Origin of the sequence: Nocardia suismassiliense, assembly GCF_900269665.1 — a bacterium.
Classification (GTDB): domain Bacteria; phylum Actinomycetota; class Actinomycetes; order Mycobacteriales; family Mycobacteriaceae; genus Nocardia; species Nocardia suismassiliense.
Genome location: NZ_LT985361.1, coordinates 4,213,370 through 4,231,665, shown reverse-complemented (window position 1 = coordinate 4,231,665; position 18,296 = coordinate 4,213,370). Strand labels below are relative to the sequence as shown.

The following is an 18,296-nucleotide window of genomic DNA, read 5'->3' as shown; positions in this document are numbered from 1 at the left end:
GGTTCGCAGCCGCCGATGGCTCAGGTACAAGAATGTCGAACACAATGCCTTGGGGTCACGATAGTCGCGTGGTGGCGCGGGGTCCGAGTTTCTGAGGTATTGCTGGGACGAGCGGCTGCCGCGGTCTCCAGTCAGGCAGGATCACCGTGGCGGACGTGGACCGGCACGTCGTCGGCCCACGGCTGGCGGGTCACCATGTCGGCGACGTAGACGACGCCGCGCTCGAACTCGCCGGTGGCGGCGTCGACGAGCCGATACTCTTGCGTCCCTTGGTGAATCGGCTGGGCGTCGAGCAGCACGACCCGCACCTCGCCGGGCTCGAACCGGCATCGCTCCTGCATCGCGGCGATGAGTTGCTCGTTGTGCAGGTGACCGTCGCCGAAGTTCCAGCCGAGCGCGGTGCTGCAGATGCGCTCACCGTCGGTGATCGTGTACTCGTCCTCGCGCCCGGGTGGCATGGCTCGATGCACAAGGGTGAACAGCGCGCGGCCGTGGGTGTTCATGGCGCGGAAGGCATATCCCATGAACATCGGGATCTGCGCCCGGTCCTTGCCGTAGAACCGTTCCAGCTGAGCCTGCGGCATGCTGGCGATCGCGACGATGCCGCGGCTGATCTTCGCGGCGGCCGACGGTTTGATGCACCACAACGTCGTATCCCAGTTGCCTGCGTAGTAGCGCATGCCGGGCAGGAAGGAAATTCTGCGCGGGAACAGGTTTCCGGCGATCACGATGCCGTCGATCACGAGGAACAGCACCGCCACCGGAACCGGATTGTGCAGGCCGGCCAGGCCGCGATCGGCGTGCGCGACGAACAGCACCAGCACGCCGAAGATCATGAAGACGTTCCACTCCAGTGGCACGCCCATCGGGATGGCGGTCAGGATCGTCAGGTGGAAGCCGATCATCACGATCGCGGCAATCGTGGTCGGCAGTCCACCGTGCGAGAAGAACAGCACCAGCGGGACACACATCTCGACGGCGGTGCCACCGTGGGCGAAGATCCGGGACAACCGCCCTGGGCGCAGGTCGTCGGGGAAGTTCTCGAAGAACTTGCGCTTCAGCGACTTTCGCCGGAAGACCGGACTGTTGGACATCATGGTGGACACCACGAACGGGAAGTGCTTGTTCAGTTTCGAGGTCGCCGCGCCCATCCAGATCACCACGAAGACCACCTTCGCGGCGACGATCATGTCGGCGCCGGTAAACAGGAAAGTGACTGCCAGCGTGGCATACACCTCGCCTCGCGCCGCCAGGAAGATCACCTTGTCGCGCAACCCGATGACCGCGAGCAGCCCGAGCACCGCCGCGATCTGCCAGACCGGCAACAATCCCACCGTCGTACCCAACTCCGGTACCGGACCGGTCCCGTCGGACAGCACCACGATCGACGTCAGCACCAGCAACGCCGCGTACAACGCGACATCCACCGGCGTGCGCGTGGTTCCGCTGGTCAACGGGACCCGCTCAGGCCATGGCGGCAATCGAATCGTCTTGGGCCGCAACCAATACAGGATCGAACCGAGCGGCGGAAAGAACCTGTTGTTGAGCGGCCCGAACCCACACCCGAGCCCGACCACCTCGAACAGCAACGTGTACAGCACGACCTTCTGGAAAACGATCGGCTCCGACCACCAGTCCCCCACGCTCGTGAACCCATCGATGCCCTTGGTGGACAAGACGATCAGCCAGCCACCCAGCACATACAGGCCCACCTTGCCCGCATAGAACAGATGCAGCGCGACCGGCGTCCCGAACCCCACCTCGGCCCAATGCCGGGCCATCGGCCGAATCCGTTCGCTCCGAGTGCCTTTGCTCCACTCCGCCATATCGACCACCGGCAGGTCGGGTTCCAGAAACCCCATCGAGCACTCTCCGATTCGACGACACCGAGGCACCCACCCGAATCAGGGACCTCACGGTCCTTCGATACGTTGACAGGTCAGCAATGCCGTGTCAACGATCCGTCCTAGCGGTTCTGGTTGGCGAGAGGGAGGTCCAGCTCCGCCGCTTTGACGAGGGTGTGGTCTGGGCGGGCGGATTCGAGGGTGAATCTGGCGGAGCGGCCGGTGATGTCGAGGGAGGCGATGGAGTTGCCGAAGTGGGGGCCGGTGACTTTTTGCCAGTGGACCGGGTCGGGAGAGATGCCGCGGCGGGCGGCGTGGCGACGCAGGGCGGCGGCGATGGGGGTGGCCCAGGAGAGGGTGAAGGCGGGGCGGAAGATTTTGGGTGGGTCGTTGTGGACGGGTGAGCACACCAGTTGCAGCACTTCGGATTTCGTCGGTTGCGCGTAGGTGGCGCGGGCGGCGTAGCTGTGGTGGACGTCGCCGGACAGCACGCAGATGGTGCTCGGTGCGTCGGGTGCGGTGCCGAGCCGGTGGATCAGCCGCGCCAGCCGTTCGAAGGAGGCACGGAAGGCGGGCCAGTGCTCCAGATCTGCTGCCTGCCTGACCTTCTCACCGAGGCGGCCGCGCCAGCCCGGCCGGCTCGCCGCGCGCTCGTTGAGCGATTGCAGGTAGCTCAGTGCGTGCGGCATCAGCCAGGGCAGCGACGAGCCGATCAGCAGGTGGTCGTAGTCGCCTGCGGCGTTCTGCTCGATCCAATCGAACTCGTCGGAGCCGACCATGAGCCGCTGACCGTCGAGGATGCGGCCGCTGCGAGTGTCGATCACCAGCAGCCGGATCCGGCCGAAGTCGCGACGGTAGCTCCAGCGGGTGGGTTTGCGGCCGTCCACCTCCTTGTCGGCCTCCTCGGCGAAGTCCTCCAGCAGATCCTGCACGTCAACGCCCGCCTCGGTCACCTTGCTGTACAGCAGGTTTCGCGCGAGCTCGTCCGGGCCCAGGTTGCCGATGTGCTGATACACCCAGTACGACGCGAGCCCGGCGCGAATGCGCTTGCGCCACCACGGTTTTTGCGCCATCCCTTCCCGCCAGGTCCGCGAGGTATTCCAGTCGTCGCGCACGTCGTGGTCGTCGAAGATCATCGAGGTGGGCACATTCGACATCAGCCAGCGAATCTCCGGGTCCGACCACGATTCGTGGTACAGCTCGGCGTACTCGCGGAACGACACCACCTCGCCCGCCGGCTCCTGCCCGCCGCGCCGCTGCGCCAGCCACTCCTGCATCCGAGGTGTCGGCTCGTCGGCGTACACCTGATCACCGAGCAGCAGCATCGCATCCGGCCACTCTTGTTCGGGCAAGCCCTGCATCCGCATCGCGTACGCGTCCAAGGCGTCGGGCCCGAGCTTGTCCGCCGTCAGCTCCTCGGGCGTCGCCTTGGCCGCCCGGCACGAACCGAAGATGATCTTCTCGACCACTTGCGTGCGAATCCGGCACGGCGGCAACGGGGAGGCCGGCTCCGGCCAGGCGACCGCGCCGTCCAGCACCACCGTGTAGGGAATGGACGAATCAGGTTCCAGCCCGTCGACGACGATCAGCGCGAAAGGCTGCTCCCCCACCTGAAATGTGCGCGCCCGCCGACCGAGCACGTCCACTTCGCACGCGCCGTCCGTCTCTACCCAGACCGTCGCCGAGGTCGCATCCACATGCCGCAAAACCGGGCCCAAAACCAACTCAGCCATACCAGTCGACGTTACTTCGTTCAGCGCCGGCGAGGTTGGCAAGTGAGGTCAGCGGATACCGATCTGCTACCGCGTAAACGTCCCGTGATCGACGCGCCCACTTATGCGACGCCGCGACACTCAGCGCCTCGGTCGGTAATGATGTTGTCTCATGGTGGATTACGCGATGATTTTCGACCGGGTTCGGGGATCTCTGCTGGGTGGGGCGGTCGGGGACGCGTTGGGGTGGCCCATCGAATTCCAGACACTGACGCAAATTCGCGACCGATACGGCGCGGACGGAGTGACGGGTTTTCTGCCGCAGCACGATGACGGTGCGCCGCAGCAGATTACCGACGACACGCAAATGACCTTGTTCACGGCAGAGGGTTTGTTGCGATCGGTGCCAGGCACCGACCCCATGCCTGCGCTGCGCCGGGCGTATCTGCGCTGGTTACAGACTCAGCAGGCGGAGGGCCCGGCAGCGGACAGTGACGGCTGGCTGGTGAGTCTGCCGTTTCTGCACGTGGTGCGGGCGCCGGGGAACGCGTGCATGTCCGGACTCCGCAGACAGGCGTTGAGTTATCTTGCGCCGGAACCGTTCGGCGCGAACGGGCCGGTAAATGCGCACTCGAAAGGCTGCGGCACCGTCATGCGATCCGCGCCGTTCGGGTTGGCCGGAATGGGGCCTGAGCACGCGTTCACTACCGCGGCGCGGGCCGCGCAGTTGACCCACGGACACCCCACGGGTTACCTCGCCGCAGGTGCGTTCGCGGCACTGGTCGATCGGGTGGTGAGCGGGATCGAGTTGCCGATAGCGGTGCGGGAGACCATCGCTCAACTCACCGACATTCCGGAGAGTGCGGAGACAATCGACGGATTGACGCGAGCGGTCGCGTTGGCCGAGGACGCGCCCGCCGCCGAACAGGTCGAGCAGATAGGCGGCGGGTGGATCGCCGAGGAGTGCCTGGCTATCGCGGTGTACAGCGCCATGCACGCCGCGCGGACCGGTGACGTGCGCGCGGCACTCCTGCTGTCGGTGAACCACTCCGGGGACTCCGATTCCACCGGCGCGGTGGCAGGGAACCTGATCGGCGCCATGCACGGTGTCTCCGCGCTGCCGATGGACTGGGTGTCCACGGTGGAGGGGCGCGACGTGCTGATTCAGGTGGCCGATGACCTCGTCATGAACTTCGGCGTCGGCGATCGGTCCGCGCTTGACGCGCGATACCCGGTCGATGAGGGGCTTTAACGAGTCCCGCGTACATCAGAGCGGTTAGCGCGACGTCGTCGAGAGCCGAGCTGCCGAGCGATGGTCGGCCGCACTACCAGTCGACCGCACCGAGCTCATGCAACTTCCGGAACACCAGCATCGACCCGGGCGCCACATGATCCATCGCGGCGTACTCGCTCACCGTGAAGTACCGCAGCTCCGCGATCTCACTGGTCGGCTGCGGGTCACCATCGAGTTCCGCGGTGAAGCACGTCATGTGCAGCTGCGTGCCGGACGCATGCCCGTACGCCTCGGCCAGGAACACACCGAGCTCGTCGCAGGACACGACGCCGACGCCGAGCTCCTCCCTGACCTCACGATGCAGTGCCAGTTCGGGCGTCTCACCGGGATCGATCTTCCCGCCCGCCATGTAGAAGACTTCCTTGCCGATCGATCGCGCCTGCAGCAGACGACGATCCCTGACGTGGGCCAACGCGGCTGTGCGAATCACCGGCCCCACCCTACTTTTCCGGCTCGGGAGCGGGTCGACCGGTCGGCGCCCCAAACCCGGTCGGCAACCATTAGGGTGGCGGAGCGAAACTGTTCGAGCGGCGAGAAGCACGGGGGCACATAGGTGAACACCACGCAGGACGACTGGTCGAGTCTCCCGTCGGAGTCGCAGCGCGCCGCACACAATCGCAAGGTTCTCGTCGGATTGGTGACGGGCGGTGTGCTTTTCGCCCTCGTCTCGGCGCTGTGCGTGGGGATCGTGGCGCAAGATCTGACCAAGGATGTCGTCGGTACACCGAAGCCGGTGCAGAACTCCGCGCAACTCCCTGGCGCTCCCACAGGCGTCACCGACACCGGCGCGGTCCGGATCGGCGCTCCCGGCGCGCAGGTCGTGGTCCGCGTCGTCGCCGACTTGCAGTGTCCCGCATGCCAAATGTTCGACCGGGCCAACGCCAGAGTGCTGCAAGAGGCCGCGGCCAGCGGTTCGGCCATCGTCGAATACAACGTCATCTCGTTCCTGGACCGGGCCTCCACCAATCAGTACTCGTCCCGGGCGGGCAACGCGTCGTTCTGCGTCGCCGAGGCCGACCCGTCGAAGTACCAGGGCTGGCTGGTCGCGATGTTCGACAACCAGCCCGCCGAAGGCGGTGACGGCCTCGCCGACGACCGGCTGATCGAGATCGCCAGGGAGTCCGGGTACGGCGATGCCGCAGTGGCCCAATGCATTACCGAGCGCAAGTACGATTCGTATCTTCGGGTGAAGACCAAAGAGGTCCTCGCGGGCGGGGTCAACTCCACCCCGTCGGTGTTCGTCAACGGTCAGCAGGTCGCCGACGCGGAGCATCTGTTCGCCCCCGACGGGCTCGCCCCGCTGATCAGCGCCACGCGGTAGTAGCCGGTCGAACAAGAACGTGCCCGAATTGCGGCTTTGCCGAACTTGTTTCGGTCAGATCCGCTAGCTTGCTCGCTATGAACTCACGCTGGGGCGCCGCGCTCGCCATCTCCGTCCTATCGTTGTCCGGCCTGGTCGCCGGCGCTGCCCCGGCCTCGGCAGGCCCGCCCGTGGTGACGTGCGCCTTCACGCCGACTCCGGACAATCCGGCGGCCCGCCCGGTGCTGCCACCGCCGCCGGTCGCGCTGGCCGTCGGCACCATGGACGTGACGTTCCAGTTCAACTACGGCCCGGTGACCGTGCGACTGGACCGCGCGGGTGCCGCCCCGTGTGGCGTGCAGAACATGGCGAGCCTGGTGTTGCAGCGCTTCTACGATCAGAGCCAATGCTGGCGGCTGACCGACAGTGCTCGCCTCGGCGTCCTGCAATGCGGCGATATCTACGAAGTGGAAAAGGGCGGTCCCGGTTACCAATTCCCCGACGAGGTGAACGGCACCGAAACCTACCCGCGCGGCACCGTAGCGATGGGTAACCAGGGGCCGGGTACCAACGGCAGCGAATTCTTCATCGTGCATTCCTTTGCCAATATTCCGGCGAACTACTCGGTGCTCGGGCAGGTCGTGCGTGGCATGGACGTGCTGGACCGCATGGTCGCCGCCGGCATCACGCCCACCGAGCGCGGGCCGCGCGACGGGCTGCCGGCCGAGCCGGTGGTGATCACCCGCGCCCACCTCGGCTAGCCGGTTCGTGTTGCCCCGCTGCGGTTGGCACATGCGGGCCGCGTACGCGACACTGGCCAGCTGGCAGAGGGGGCGTGAATGACGGATATTCCGGAATGGGCGAAGCAACTCCCTTGGGGAGTGCGGATCGAATGGGGCGCGGCAGGCGCGCGAGCGCTCGGGCCCGATAGCGCGGCGCTCGTCGTGATCGATGTGCTGTCGTTCACGACGTCGGTATCGGTTGCGGTCGAGGCTGGGACGCGGGTGTTTCCTTATCCGTGGCGCGACGAGACAGCCGCGGCGTTCGCGGCGAGCCAGGACGCGCGGCTGGCGGTCGGACGTAAGGCCGCGTCCGCTCAGCAGCCGTGGTCGCTGTCTCCCGCGGCATTGCAGCGGGCACCCGCCCCGGCCCGGCTGGTGTTGCCGTCGCCGAACGGGTCGGCTATTTCGGCGTCCGTCCGTGGCGTGCCGGTGATCGCGGCCTGCCTGCGGAACGCGTCCTCGGTCGCCCGGTGGATGGTCCAGCGAGGTTGGGGCACCACGGAGCGGCCGATCGCGGTGATCGCCGCGGGCGAGCACTGGCCGGGACAGGACGTGCTGCGGCCTGCGATCGAGGACTGGTTCGGCGCTGCCGCGGTCATCTCGGCCCTCGCCGAGCACGGCGCCGGGCCGCTGTCGCCGGAGGCTTCGGCGGCCAAGGCTTGCTACGACGCGACCGCCGACGTGCCGCGGCTCGTCACCGAGTGCGCCTCCGGGCGTGAATTGGCGGCGATCGGGTTCGCCGACGATGTCGCCGTCGCCACCGAAATCGACGTGAGCACGACGGTTCCGGTGCTGGTCGACGGCTCATTCGGCGACGCGGCGGCCGTCGACGCGGCACACTTATGACGCAAATGTGACGTCCCGCTGGGCGGGGACTTTCCGAACCGGGTCGCGGGTTATACGTGGGGCCGATATGAGGAGGTCATGTGGCACAGGAATACAACAGGAATCCCGCGGCCGTCGCCGCCCTGTCACCTGAGCAGTACCACGTCACCCAGGAGAACGGGACAGAACGGGCGTTCACCGGCGAGTACTGGGACAATCATGAACCAGGTATCTACGTCGATGTGGTGTCCGGTGAGCCGTTGTTCGCGTCGGTCGACAAGTTCGACAGCGGATCCGGATGGCCGAGTTTCACCAAGCCGATCGACGCCGGGAACGTGGTCGAGAAGCGAGACTTCAGCCATCTGATGATTCGCACCGAGGCGCGTTCGGCGCACGGCGGCAGCCATCTCGGGCACGTGTTCACCGACGGGCCGCGCGAGGCAGGCGGCCTGCGGTATTGCATCAATTCCGCGGCACTGCGTTTCATTCACCTCGATAACCTCGAGGCGGAAGGTTACGGACAGTACCGGACCCTGTTCACGAAGGAGGACGCGTGACCGACACACGCAAGGCGATTCTGGCCGGCGGATGCTTCTGGGGCATGGAGGACCTGATCCGCAAGCAGCCGGGGGTGTTGTCGACTCGGGTCGGCTACACCGGTGGGAAGAACGACAACCCCACCTATCGCAACCACCCGGGCCATGCGGAAGCCGTGGAGATCAGCTACGACCCGGCGCAGACCGACTACCGGGTGCTGCTGGAGTTCCTGTTCCAGATCCACGATCCGACCACGAAGGACCGTCAGGGCAACGACATCGGTACCAGCTACCGGTCCGCGATCTTCTACCTCGACGAGGAGCAGAAGCGGATCGCGCTGGACACCATCGCCGACGTGGACGCCTCGGGTCTGTGGCCCGGCAAGGTGGTCACCGAGGTGACCCCGGCGAGCACGTTCTGGGAGGCCGAGCCGGAGCACCAGGACTACCTGGAGCGCTACCCGGACGGATACACCTGCCACTTCCCCCGTCCCGGATGGAAGTTGCCGAAGCGGGAAGCCGCCGCGCAGTAGGCTCGGGCCGAAAGCGTTCGCGCACAAGTTAACTGACTGCCGAATATCCGACTGCGCCACCTCCAGGGGTGGCGCAGTCGCTGTATATGCTCGCGCAGGAAAGCTGCTACAGCTCAGCGTCGAACAGCACCAATGGCCCCGCGCTGATCCAATGCTGCACCGGGGTGGTCACACAGTCCTCGTTCCTAGCTCGCGGGTAACGCCGAACGGTTCGGAATCGGAACGGTGCGGGGGACGGTGGCGGGGTCGGCGAGGGCTGCGCGGCGGGCGTATTCGATGACGCCGAGCAGGGTGGCGTCGGTGCCGAGGCGGGCGGGGGTGACGGTGGGTTCGATGGCGGGGACGAGGGCTTGGCGGCCGGCGAGCTGGTGCCGGATCGATGACTGCAACCATGGGAACCATTGCGCGAGTGTGCCGCCGAGGATCACTTCGTCGATGTCGAGCAGGGCGGTGATGGACAGGATCGCGGTGCCCAGGGCTCGGCCGGCGAGATCGGCTGCCGTGCGGGCGTGTTCGTCGCCGCGGTCGAGTGCCTGGGTCAGGTGGTCGGCGGCGGGGCCGAGTCCGTTGCGCCGCAACAGATCACCGAGACCGGCGGCGGTGAGCAGCGCTTCGGGGCCCGCGTAGCAGACGAGGCAGCCGTGCGCACCGCAGGCGCAGGGCGGTCCGTCGATGGCGACGGGCATGTGGCCCGGCTCGCCGGCGATGCCGTGGCTGCCGGTGTGGATGCGCCCGTCCAGCACCACGCCACCGCCGATACCGGTGCCTGCCGCGATGTACACGACGCCGCGTGAACGCCGTGGCTGCGCGTGATATTCGGCCAGGGCGGCGGCGTTCGCATCGTTGATCACGTCGATCGGGCAGGTCCTCCCGGGCAGCCGGGCCGCGATCAGCGCGCGTAGCCGGACCGGGCGCAGCCAGCCGAAATCCGGTGCGACGAGCACTGTTTGCGCGTCATCGTCAGCGACCGGCCCCGCCATCGCGACGGCGACGCGCACCAGTTCCGCGCCGGGTGGCGCCGCCGCTTCGGCTCGCCGGACCGCGGTGGCGACCGCGTCCGCCATGGTGGCGGGCACGCCGGCGGCACTGTGGTGCGGCACGGCGTCCTGCCACACGATCGTGCCCGCGAGATCGGCGACGGCCACGCGGAGCTGTTCGGCGCTGATCTGCACCGCGACGGTCACCGCGCGGCGCGGGACCATGCGGAGCAGGCGGCGCGGGCGCCCGCGCCCGCCGCTGTTCAGCACACCGTCTTCGCGCAGCAGCCCGCGGGCCGTGAGGTCGGCCACCAGCGTGGTGACCGACGCGTGCGACAGCCCGGTGGCCACGGCGATCTCGGTGCGCGCGCAGGGACCGTGCTCGGCGACGTGGCGCAGCACCGAGCCCAGGTTGCGGCGGCGCACGGCCACCGAATCGGGTGCCGGACTTGTCTCCACAATCCAACAATAGGCTGGTCGCGAATTTTTTCAACCGTTGACTTATTTCCAGGGGAACCGCGAACATGCCTTGGTCCACCTACGCACGAATCGAGGTCGCAATGCCCCACCTGACCCGCCGGACGGTGCTGCTCGGAGCCGGCGCGCTGGCCTTGGCCGCCGCATGCTCGTCCGAGCGCGCACCGTCGGACGTCGTCCAGACGACCTACGGTCCGGTCCGGGGTAGCCGACGCGACACCGGTATCGCGTTCCTCGGCGTGCCGTTCGCGAAGCCGCCGGTCGGTGAGTTGCGGTTCGCCGCTCCGGTACCGCCCGCGCGGTGGACCGAAACGCTGGAGTGCACCGCGTACGGCCCCACCGCCCAGCGCCGATCACTGGGTTCGGTGACCACCATCCCGGAGCCGAGCATTCCCGGCGATGCCATCCTCAACCTGAATGTCTTCACCCCCGACCCGTCGGCGCGCGGGCTGCCGGTGCTGGTGTGGATCCACGGCGGAGGCTTCGTCGCGGGCAGCCCCGCCAGCCCCTGGTATGACGGCACCGCGTTCAATCGTGATGGGGTGGTGGTGGTTTCGGTCGGTTACCGGCTGGGCATCGATGGCTTCCTGAGCCTGGACGGCGCGCCGGACAATCGAGCGGTGCTGGACTGGATCGCGGGTCTCCAGTGGGTTCGCGACAATATCGCGTCGTTCGGTGGCGATCCGGCTCAGGTCACCATCGCCGGTCAGTCCGCAGGCGGCGGAGCGGTCTGGGCGCTGATGGCCACGCCGTCCGCACGCGGTCTGTTCCGGGCCGGCATCTGCGCGTCCGGCGCGGTGACCCAACCGAACGATCTCGCCGCGGGGCGCGCCGTCGCCGAGCTGTTCACCCGGCGCACCGGGGTGCCCGCGACGGCGGCCGCGTTACGCGCCCTGTCCGAGGACAAGGTGCTCGATCTGCAAGATGCGCTCCAGGCGCCGGGACCGGGTAGCGAGAGCGTGCCGATGCTGGGCTTGGCACCGTTCGCCGACGGCCGGCTGATCCCCGACGCGACACCGGCGATGTTGAACAACGGTGCGGGCGGCGACGTTCCGCTGCTGCTCGGCTTCACCAGGCACGAATTCAATATGGCGGCAATGATGCTCGCGCAGAATCCGGAAGCGGCGGCCGCCAGTCCGCTTGCGCTCGCCGGCCGAGGGGCCGACATGGACGCGTACCGTGCCGCCTATCCCGGCGCGGACGCTACCCAGCTGGCAGGTCAAGCCATCAGCGACAGCATCATTCGGGGACCGTCGTATCGGGTGGCCGAAGCGCGCGCCGGACTGAATCTCCCGACCTGGCTGTACGAATTCGACTGGACGTCAACAGCATCGAGCTACCGCGGGCTGGCGGCGCATTGCCTGGACCTGCCGTTCGAGTTCGATCTGCTGAAAGCGCCTGGCGTCACCGAAGCCGAGGGCGACGCACCGCCGCAAGCACTGGCCGACGACATGCACGCATCCTGGGTCGCCTTCATCAAAAACCGTGACCCGGGCTCGAATTGGCCCCGCTACACCCCCGAGAAGCGGCAGACGATGATCTGGTCTGAGCAGAGCCGTGTCGAACCCGATCCGTTCGCTGCTCAACGCCGGATCTGGGCATCTTGATACCCAGCCGGAGTTCATCGAATCACTAGCGGCGGTAACGTCTTCGGCCGATGCGTCGCCGCAGAGCACAATCGCTAGTGACACGGCAACCCTCCCACACCGATCATGCAGTGGCCGTTGCCTGTTTAACAGCAGGAGCGGCGGTTGAGGCCTCAGTGCCCGCGACCGCCGCTCGTACTACCTCCACATACCGAAAGGCGTTACTACTGGCGCGGTTTCGAGATCGCGTCGCGAACCCGGTCGAGCACCGCGGCGAACGGACCCGCGAACATGTTCGCCGGTGCGGACTCCACACCCGGGTGCGGCCGGGTCGGCGCGGTCTTCTCGGCGAACTCGACAACGCCGCGCATCCGCTCGAGGTCGTTCTGGTCGAGCTGGGTCCGCAGCTGCTTGAACTCCTCGCTCTCCTCGTGCCCGGCGTGGTTGAGTACCGCGTCGCGCAGGGCGGCGAGTTTCACGCCGAATTCCGGCGAGTTCACATTCATCTTGTCGAGTTCGGCCAGCGCCTGCTTGGCCTTGTTCTCCTCCTGCAACCGGGCGTCCACGATGGCGTCGCCGTTGTCGAGCGCACGGCGGGCCCGCGGGTGCACGATCTCCTCCTCGGCGGTCTCGTGGACCGCGAGCAGGCGGCGGAGCTCGAAGAACTTCTGCTCGCGTTCCTCCGGGGTCACCGCCGCGGCGGTTTCGGTGAACAGCTGACGAATCCGATTGTGTTGTTCCACTAGGAAGTCGATGACATCCGCAGTGCTGTCGATGCGTTGTGTCGCCATGGTTGATACCTCCTGGTCGGCTTGGATGGCCGGGCTGATAGCCATCCATCGACGCCCTACCCGGCTCGACGGCGCACAAACGACGGCGAACAAGGTCGTTCGGTCTCGCGCGATTCGGACCGCTTCAGGCAGTCTCCTTCCCGCGAATGTTCTCCAGGTGTTTCATCACCCACCCCGCGCTGGCGCCGTGGACCAGCACGGACAGGACGATCGTGAATGCCGTGATCGCCCATAGGGTCTGGGCCTCCGAGGAAAGGTCTGCCTGAGTCAAGCCGTAGGAGACGTAGTAGATCGAGCCGATACCGCGGACGCCGAAGAAGGCCGTGACGGCGCGCTCTTTCGGCGCCATCTCGTCGCATCGCTGCAAGGCCAGCCACCCGGCGAACGGCCGGAAAACGAAAACGAGCAGTACTCCGAGCGCGGCTCCTTGCCAGGACAGCGCGGTCAGCAGGCCGGTGGTCAAACCCGCTCCGAGTAGCAGCAGCACCACCAGGGTCAGGACATGTTCCAACTGTTCGACCAGGCTGTGCATCTGTTCGTGGTATCCGCTGTCGCGCTCGATCCGGCGCATAGCGATCGCACAAGCGAACACCGCGAGAAAGCCGTAGCCGCCGACGAGTTCGGTGAGCCCGTAGACCGCGAACACCGCGGCCAAGGCGGCGATCGGTTCGCCTTGGTCGGCGAGTCGTGCGTTCTCGATGGGGAATCGGAACAAGCCGCGCCCCAGCAGGTCCCCCACGATCGCACCGAGGAGGGCGCCGACGGCGATCTTGCCGAGCAACTCCCAGGCGAACCAACCGGCGAACCAGTTCTGCACCGAGCCCTGGGTCGCGAGGAAGATCGCCAGGTAAACGAAGGGGAAAGCCAGGGCATCGTTGAGGCCCGCCTCCGAAGTGAGAGCGAAACGCACCTCGTCGTCCTCTTCTGCGGAGCTTTCGCCGCCGGGCGTCGGCCCCTCCACCTGCACATCCGAGGCCAGCACCGGGTCGGTGGGTGCCAGCACCGCGGCAAGGAGAACGGCGGCGGCAGGCGTCAACGCCGCCGCCCACCACCCGAATACCGCCATGGCCGCGATGCACAGCGGCATCGTGATCAGCAGCAGCCGCCAGGTGGAACCCCAGGTACGCCAGTGCAGCGGACGGTCGATGGCCAGCCCGACACCCATCAGCGCCACGATCACACACAACTCCGCGAGGTGTTCGATCACGGTCGGGTGCGACAACGGAGACACTGCTTGCAAGCCGTTCGACCCGATCACCAGCCCGCCGACCGCTCCGACCCCCAACATGAGCATCGGCGCCGTGATCGCCCGATCCTTGAAGAGCCGAGGCAGCGTGGCCGCCAACAACAATGCGATGCCGGCGATCAGGTACGCGCGTTCGATATCGAGATTGGTCATCGTCGTTGCCACGCCACTACGCACGTCACCTGTCGATCGGAGCAGAAAATCAAGATCTACCCGGGCGGTGCCGTCCGAAACTCGGGCGAACTCGTGCGCGGGCTGCGGAATTCGAACTGCAGGGCGCGCAATCGGATTCCCGCGGAGTCAGGTGCCGGGTGGGGCGAGGCGGTGCCCGCCGTAGCCGAGGTCGTTGCGGGTGACGTCGCCGTGATTCCAGTTCAGGTTGTAGCGGCTGGTGAGCATGGACAGCGGCACGTCCAGCACGATGTCGACCGACTGGCCGGGTGCGAGATCGCCGATCTCACATTCCGCCAGAGCGAGGGGCCGATCCTGGTTGTCTTCCTGGGCGAGACACTTCTCGTCGGTGGTGAACGGTGCCGAAAGGATGATGTAGTCCTGGTTGGGTGGCTCGCTGTTGTCGTAGAGCTGGACGTAAATTTTCGCGTCGCGGGCCGCGCCCTCGCCATCGTTGGTCAAGGTCAGCCGCACCCGGGCCGGGCCGGGCTCGGTGGTGGTGAGGTATTGGATGCGTGAGGTGCCCGCGGGCAGTTTCGTTCGCTCCATGGTCAGTTCGAATGACAGCGGGTCCAGGGGCGAATCGAGCGTGAATCCTTCCCGGTACTGTCCGAGGGCGTCCGCGCGATGCATGGTGACGTACAGGGACTTCCATCGCACTTCATATGTGCCGGGCCCTGGGTAGTACACCGAACTGTAGAGGCCGGGGTAGGCGATCTGGTCGCCATCGCGGTGCAGGGTGTAGTTTCCTTCGACTCGGCATGAGCTGAACGCTGTCCCGTTGTGCGAACAGTCGGCCCGGGCCGTGGTCAGGTCCATGCTCAGCCCATCGGTTTGCAGGCACAGACGCAACTCGACCTTGCTTCCGTCGGAGCTCACGGTTCTGTCCACACAACTGGACTGTCCGGCGTGCGCGGTGGGGGCCGCACCCAGCAACGTCCCGGCCACAACGGCCGCGATGACGATACCGAGGCAGGTCCGCGCCGCGTGCCGGGCGGATCGTATGGGGGAGGTGGTCACGGCACACCAGGTAACACCTTGCCGTGGGTTCAGGCAGGAAGGCGCGCCCAGCGGATCGGAGTTCCATCTGTCGCCCGCGGCGCCTCGACCACCATCACCATCAAAAAGAAGTTCACCACCACGCGCGACCTGTACTGGCGCGCCAGTAGTCCCCAGCAGATCGGCATCGTCGGAAGCCGCTGAATCCACCGGCGGCAGCACCTACTTCACGCAGTGTCCAGCGTCCACGGGCAACGTGACGCCGGTGATGTACCGCGCCTCGTCGGAGGCGAGGAACAGGCTCGCGTTCGCGATGTCCACCGGTTCGATGGCTGCTACCGGCAACAGGTGCAGTTCCCGCCCGGCATGGTGCGGTGTCGGATGCACTGTATTTACTCGAACGCTGTGCTGGGCCAGCTCGTTCGCGAGCGACTTCATCAGTCCGACGACGCCGTGTTCGGCGGTAGCGGCAGGACCGGCGAGGGGCACGCCGCGCAGCCCGGCAGTCGAACTCATCAACACGATCGAGCCGCCACGCCCGCCTTCCAGGAGGTGTGGGATGCCTGCCTTGCAGATGCGCCACACGCCAGTAAGGTTCACATCCAGCAACGTCGGCCAGTCCTCCGGATCGACGTCCAATGCCGGGCCAGGCGAGCCGAAAGCGTCAGTGGCGCAGAGGATATCGAGCCGCCCCAGCGCCTCGACACCGGCGGATACCGCGGAGTTCAGCGTCTGCTGGTCGCGGACATCGGCCTCGAACGCGCAGCTCCGGCGGTTCATCGCCGCGACCAGGCGAACCGTTTCAGCGAGATCCTGCGCTGACGGGTCGATCGCAACGATGTCCGCGCCCTCCTGCGCGAAACGTAAGGCCTGCTCCCGCCCCACGCGTCCAGCCGCAGCCGTGATCAGCGCGACCTTGCCGTCCAGCCGTCCCGTCATGACGCCACCTGCTGAGCCAGACCGGCATCGATGACCATCTGCAGCCCGGTGACGTACCGGGATTCGTCGGAGGCCAGGAACAGCACCGCATTGCTGACGTCGATCGGATCCACCCACGGGACCGGCAGCAGCGTCCGGCCCGCCAGGACCTGCGCCACGTCTTCGGCCGCAGGATGCTCCAGGTCGGGTCGTAACCGCGCGAAGGTCGCGGGATTCAGGATCATCGGTGTGGCGACCGAGCCCGGATGGAGCGAGTTCACCCGAATGGACCGCTCCCCCAACTCGTTGGCGAGCGTCATGGCCAGACCGGTGATCGCGTTCTTGGCCGCCGAGTAGTGCGAGGAGCCCGCGTGCGACTTGACCGTCGCCGTGGAACTCATGATGATCACCGACCCGCCGATCGGATTCAGTTGCGCGACGCCAGCTTTCACGGTGTGCCAAGTACCGGTCACGTTGACATCGATCGAGCGGACCCAGACCTCCTCGCCGATCTCCCAGGAAGGCCCGGGGGCGTCGAAGATCCCGGCGTTGGCCACTACGACGTCCAGCGGACCGAGTTCGTCTACGCCTGCCTGCACCGCAGCGGCGACGGCTTCCAGGTCACGGATATCGGCGGTCGCGACGACTACCTTGCGCAGGAGGTCGCGGACCGCAGCGGCCAGACCGGCCAGTGCGGCATCCGATTCCGGCCCCGGCTGGTCCAGGGCCACGATGTCCGCGCCCTGCTCCGCGAGTCGTATCGCGCACGAGCGCCCCACTCCCTGACGTGCGCCGGTGATCAGCACAACTTTGCCGGCCATTCGCGTCATCGCGTCTCCCTCTGGTAAAAAACATCAACTACGTGCCAGCTCGCGCTCGACCGGCGCGGTCGCCGAATGGGCGGTGAAAACCAGTGCAGCCCCAGTGATTCCGATGGCCGTGGCAACCCAGAACGCGGTGGGGAGTCCGGTTCGGAACCCACCGGCGACCAGTGCGGCACCCAGTTGGCTGCCGACCGCGCCACCGATCGTGCGCATCACGGTGTTGATCCCGTTGGCCGTGGCAGCCTCCGCAGACTCGACGACCCGATGCAATTGAGCGGGTAGGGCCGTCATCACCAGACCGGTGCCGATGCCGATTGGAATCGCGTAAACGGCCAACTGCCACGGCTGCGCGTGGACGAGTGCCAGCAGCGCCGTACCGGCCGCGGTGACCAGCAGGCCGATGGCCAGCGGGATGCGCGGCCCGATCCGCGCGACGATCCGCGCGGCGACAGCACCGGTGGGCAGGATCACCAGCGTGTGCGGCACCATGACGAGCCCGGCCACCGTCACCGATCGGCCGAAACCCCCGGCGTCGAGCGGCAATTGGGTCAGCTTGGGCACCAACACGTAGTACAGGAACTGCATCAGCCCTAGGATGAATGCCGCGATATGCGCTATGCCGACCCGTCGATGCAAGACAAGATCCATGTCCAGCAACGGATGTCGCAGCACCCGTTCGACCCGGACGAACACCACGAGCAACACCACACCGGCGCCGGCCAGTGCGAGCGTGGGAACGGACGACCATCCGCTGCTCGGTCCGATGGTGAGCGCCAACAGCATTCCGCTCAGCGCGGCGGTCAGCACCAGGGCGCCGATCAAGTCGAGCCGCCCGGCCTTGTGCGCATTGCCTTCCGGGACGAACAGACAACTCAGGACCAGTGCGGTCCCAGCCAATCCGGCGCCGATCACGAAAAGCCAACGCCACGAGGCATGGTCGACGATCAGCCCGCCGCAGACCAGTCCGACGCCCGCGGTGCCACCGATCATGCCGGACAGCAGCGCGAGTCCGAGAGGCACTCGTTCGGGCCGCAGAATATCCGGTACCGCACCGAAGGCGAGGGGTAATACTGCCAGGCTGATGCCCTGAACCGCTCGCGCGGCGATCAGCCAACCGATCCCCGGCGCGGCCAGCGCCACGAGCATCGCCGCCAGCGTGAGGGTCAGCACGATCAGCAGCACCCGCCGTCGCCCATAGCGGTCGCCGAGCCGGGCGACCAGGGGCGTGAGTATCGCGCCGGCCAGCAGTGGGGCGCTGAGTACCGCCCACGTCGCACCAGCCGCGCTGGTGTGCAGCGCCTGCTGCAGCACACCGATGGCCGGGACCAGCATGGTCTGGGTCAGGCTGTACGACAGCACGCCGAAAGCCAACGCCGTGATGGCGCCGACCGGATGGATCGTGGATGTCCGAGGGTGCACCGCACCTGCTTTCTGGTGGTGACGACCTCGTGCAGCGAGTCGGCCATCGACTCGCTGCACGG

Annotated in this window: 17 protein-coding genes; 7 read left to right on the top strand and 10 right to left on the bottom strand. The window is 66.9% G+C overall.

The genetic code is table 11. The features are described 5' to 3' along the window. Positions 1-131: 131 nt before the first annotated feature. Both DBO33_RS18930 and DBO33_RS18925 read right to left on the bottom strand, forming a co-directional pair. Positions 132-1,862: a DUF3556 domain-containing protein gene (locus DBO33_RS18930; RefSeq protein ID WP_107656234.1), complete on the bottom strand. Its 1,731-nt coding sequence runs from the start codon at positions 1,860-1,862 to the stop codon at positions 132-134. Between the two features lie 104 nt (positions 1,863-1,966). Beyond that, entirely contained in the window at positions 1,967-3,577 is a 1,611-nt protein-coding gene (locus DBO33_RS18925; protein WP_107656233.1) for an alkaline phosphatase D family protein, read from the bottom strand. A gap of 151 nt (positions 3,578-3,728) precedes the next feature. Here DBO33_RS18925 and DBO33_RS18920 point away from each other — a divergent pair, with 151 nt between their 5' ends. Next, on the top strand, positions 3,729-4,808 hold the full coding sequence (locus DBO33_RS18920; RefSeq protein WP_107656232.1) for an ADP-ribosylglycohydrolase family protein: 1,080 nt from the start codon (positions 3,729-3,731) through the stop codon (positions 4,806-4,808). Positions 4,809-4,881: 73 nt separating this feature from the next. Here the strand turns inward: DBO33_RS18920 and DBO33_RS18915 are convergent, their stop codons facing one another. Then, entirely contained in the window at positions 4,882-5,280 is a 399-nt protein-coding gene (locus tag DBO33_RS18915; RefSeq protein WP_407670520.1) for an NUDIX hydrolase, read from the bottom strand. A 123-nt stretch (positions 5,281-5,403) separates the two neighbouring features. Between DBO33_RS18915 and DBO33_RS18910 the strand changes: the two genes are divergently transcribed. From DBO33_RS18910 to msrA, 5 genes are all read left to right on the top strand, one after another. Further along, positions 5,404-6,171, top strand: a complete 768-nt coding sequence (locus tag DBO33_RS18910) for a DsbA family protein (RefSeq protein ID WP_107656230.1) — start codon at positions 5,404-5,406, stop codon at positions 6,169-6,171. Between the two features lie 77 nt (positions 6,172-6,248). Continuing rightward, positions 6,249-6,911 carry a peptidylprolyl isomerase gene (locus DBO33_RS18905; RefSeq protein ID WP_107656229.1) on the top strand — a complete coding sequence of 221 codons (663 nt, stop codon included), beginning with the start codon at positions 6,249-6,251 and terminating at the stop codon, positions 6,909-6,911. A 78-nt stretch (positions 6,912-6,989) separates the two neighbouring features. Continuing rightward, positions 6,990-7,778, top strand: coding sequence for a 2-phosphosulfolactate phosphatase (locus tag DBO33_RS18900; RefSeq protein WP_107656228.1), 789 nt, complete (start codon positions 6,990-6,992; stop codon positions 7,776-7,778). A gap of 80 nt (positions 7,779-7,858) precedes the next feature. Then, positions 7,859-8,314: a peptide-methionine (R)-S-oxide reductase MsrB gene (msrB, locus tag DBO33_RS18895; RefSeq protein WP_107656227.1), complete on the top strand. Its 456-nt coding sequence runs from the start codon at positions 7,859-7,861 to the stop codon at positions 8,312-8,314. After that, positions 8,311-8,826, top strand: a complete 516-nt coding sequence (msrA, locus tag DBO33_RS18890) for a peptide-methionine (S)-S-oxide reductase MsrA (protein ID WP_199856687.1) — start codon at positions 8,311-8,313, stop codon at positions 8,824-8,826. The genes msrB and msrA overlap by 4 nt, the downstream gene beginning before the upstream one ends. Before the next feature lie 185 nt (positions 8,827-9,011). Here msrA and DBO33_RS18885 read toward each other — a convergent pair whose 3' ends face one another. Continuing rightward, entirely contained in the window at positions 9,012-10,262 is a 1,251-nt protein-coding gene (locus DBO33_RS18885) for an ROK family transcriptional regulator (RefSeq protein ID WP_107656226.1), read from the bottom strand. 65 nt (positions 10,263-10,327) lie between these two features. Between DBO33_RS18885 and DBO33_RS18880 the strand changes: the two genes are divergently transcribed. Then, the gene (locus tag DBO33_RS18880; protein ID WP_234390913.1) at positions 10,328-11,887 is read left to right on the top strand and encodes a carboxylesterase/lipase family protein; all 1,560 of its coding nucleotides are present in this window, start codon (positions 10,328-10,330) and stop codon (positions 11,885-11,887) included. A gap of 203 nt (positions 11,888-12,090) precedes the next feature. Here the strand turns inward: DBO33_RS18880 and DBO33_RS18875 are convergent, their stop codons facing one another. The 6 genes from DBO33_RS18875 to DBO33_RS18850 all read right to left on the bottom strand — a co-directional run bounded on the left by DBO33_RS18875 (position 12,091) and on the right by DBO33_RS18850 (position 18,234). After that, entirely contained in the window at positions 12,091-12,657 is a 567-nt protein-coding gene (locus DBO33_RS18875; RefSeq protein WP_107660389.1) for a hemerythrin domain-containing protein, read from the bottom strand. Between the two features lie 124 nt (positions 12,658-12,781). Beyond that, positions 12,782-14,056, bottom strand: coding sequence for a cation:proton antiporter (locus tag DBO33_RS18870; protein WP_107656225.1), 1,275 nt, complete (start codon positions 14,054-14,056; stop codon positions 12,782-12,784). Positions 14,057-14,203: 147 nt separating this feature from the next. After that, positions 14,204-14,953, bottom strand: coding sequence for a COG1361 family protein (locus tag DBO33_RS18865; RefSeq protein ID WP_234390912.1), 750 nt, complete (start codon positions 14,951-14,953; stop codon positions 14,204-14,206). A gap of 342 nt (positions 14,954-15,295) precedes the next feature. Further along, entirely contained in the window at positions 15,296-16,012 is a 717-nt protein-coding gene (locus tag DBO33_RS18860) for an SDR family oxidoreductase (protein ID WP_107656223.1), read from the bottom strand. Continuing rightward, positions 16,009-16,821, bottom strand: a complete 813-nt coding sequence (locus DBO33_RS18855; protein ID WP_107656222.1) for an SDR family oxidoreductase — start codon at positions 16,819-16,821, stop codon at positions 16,009-16,011. Before DBO33_RS18855 ends, DBO33_RS18860 begins: the two co-directional genes overlap by 4 nt. Positions 16,822-16,845: 24 nt before the next feature. After that, the gene (locus DBO33_RS18850) at positions 16,846-18,234 is read right to left on the bottom strand and encodes an MFS transporter (RefSeq protein ID WP_107656221.1); all 1,389 of its coding nucleotides are present in this window, start codon (positions 18,232-18,234) and stop codon (positions 16,846-16,848) included. Positions 18,235-18,296: the final 62 nt, after the last annotated feature.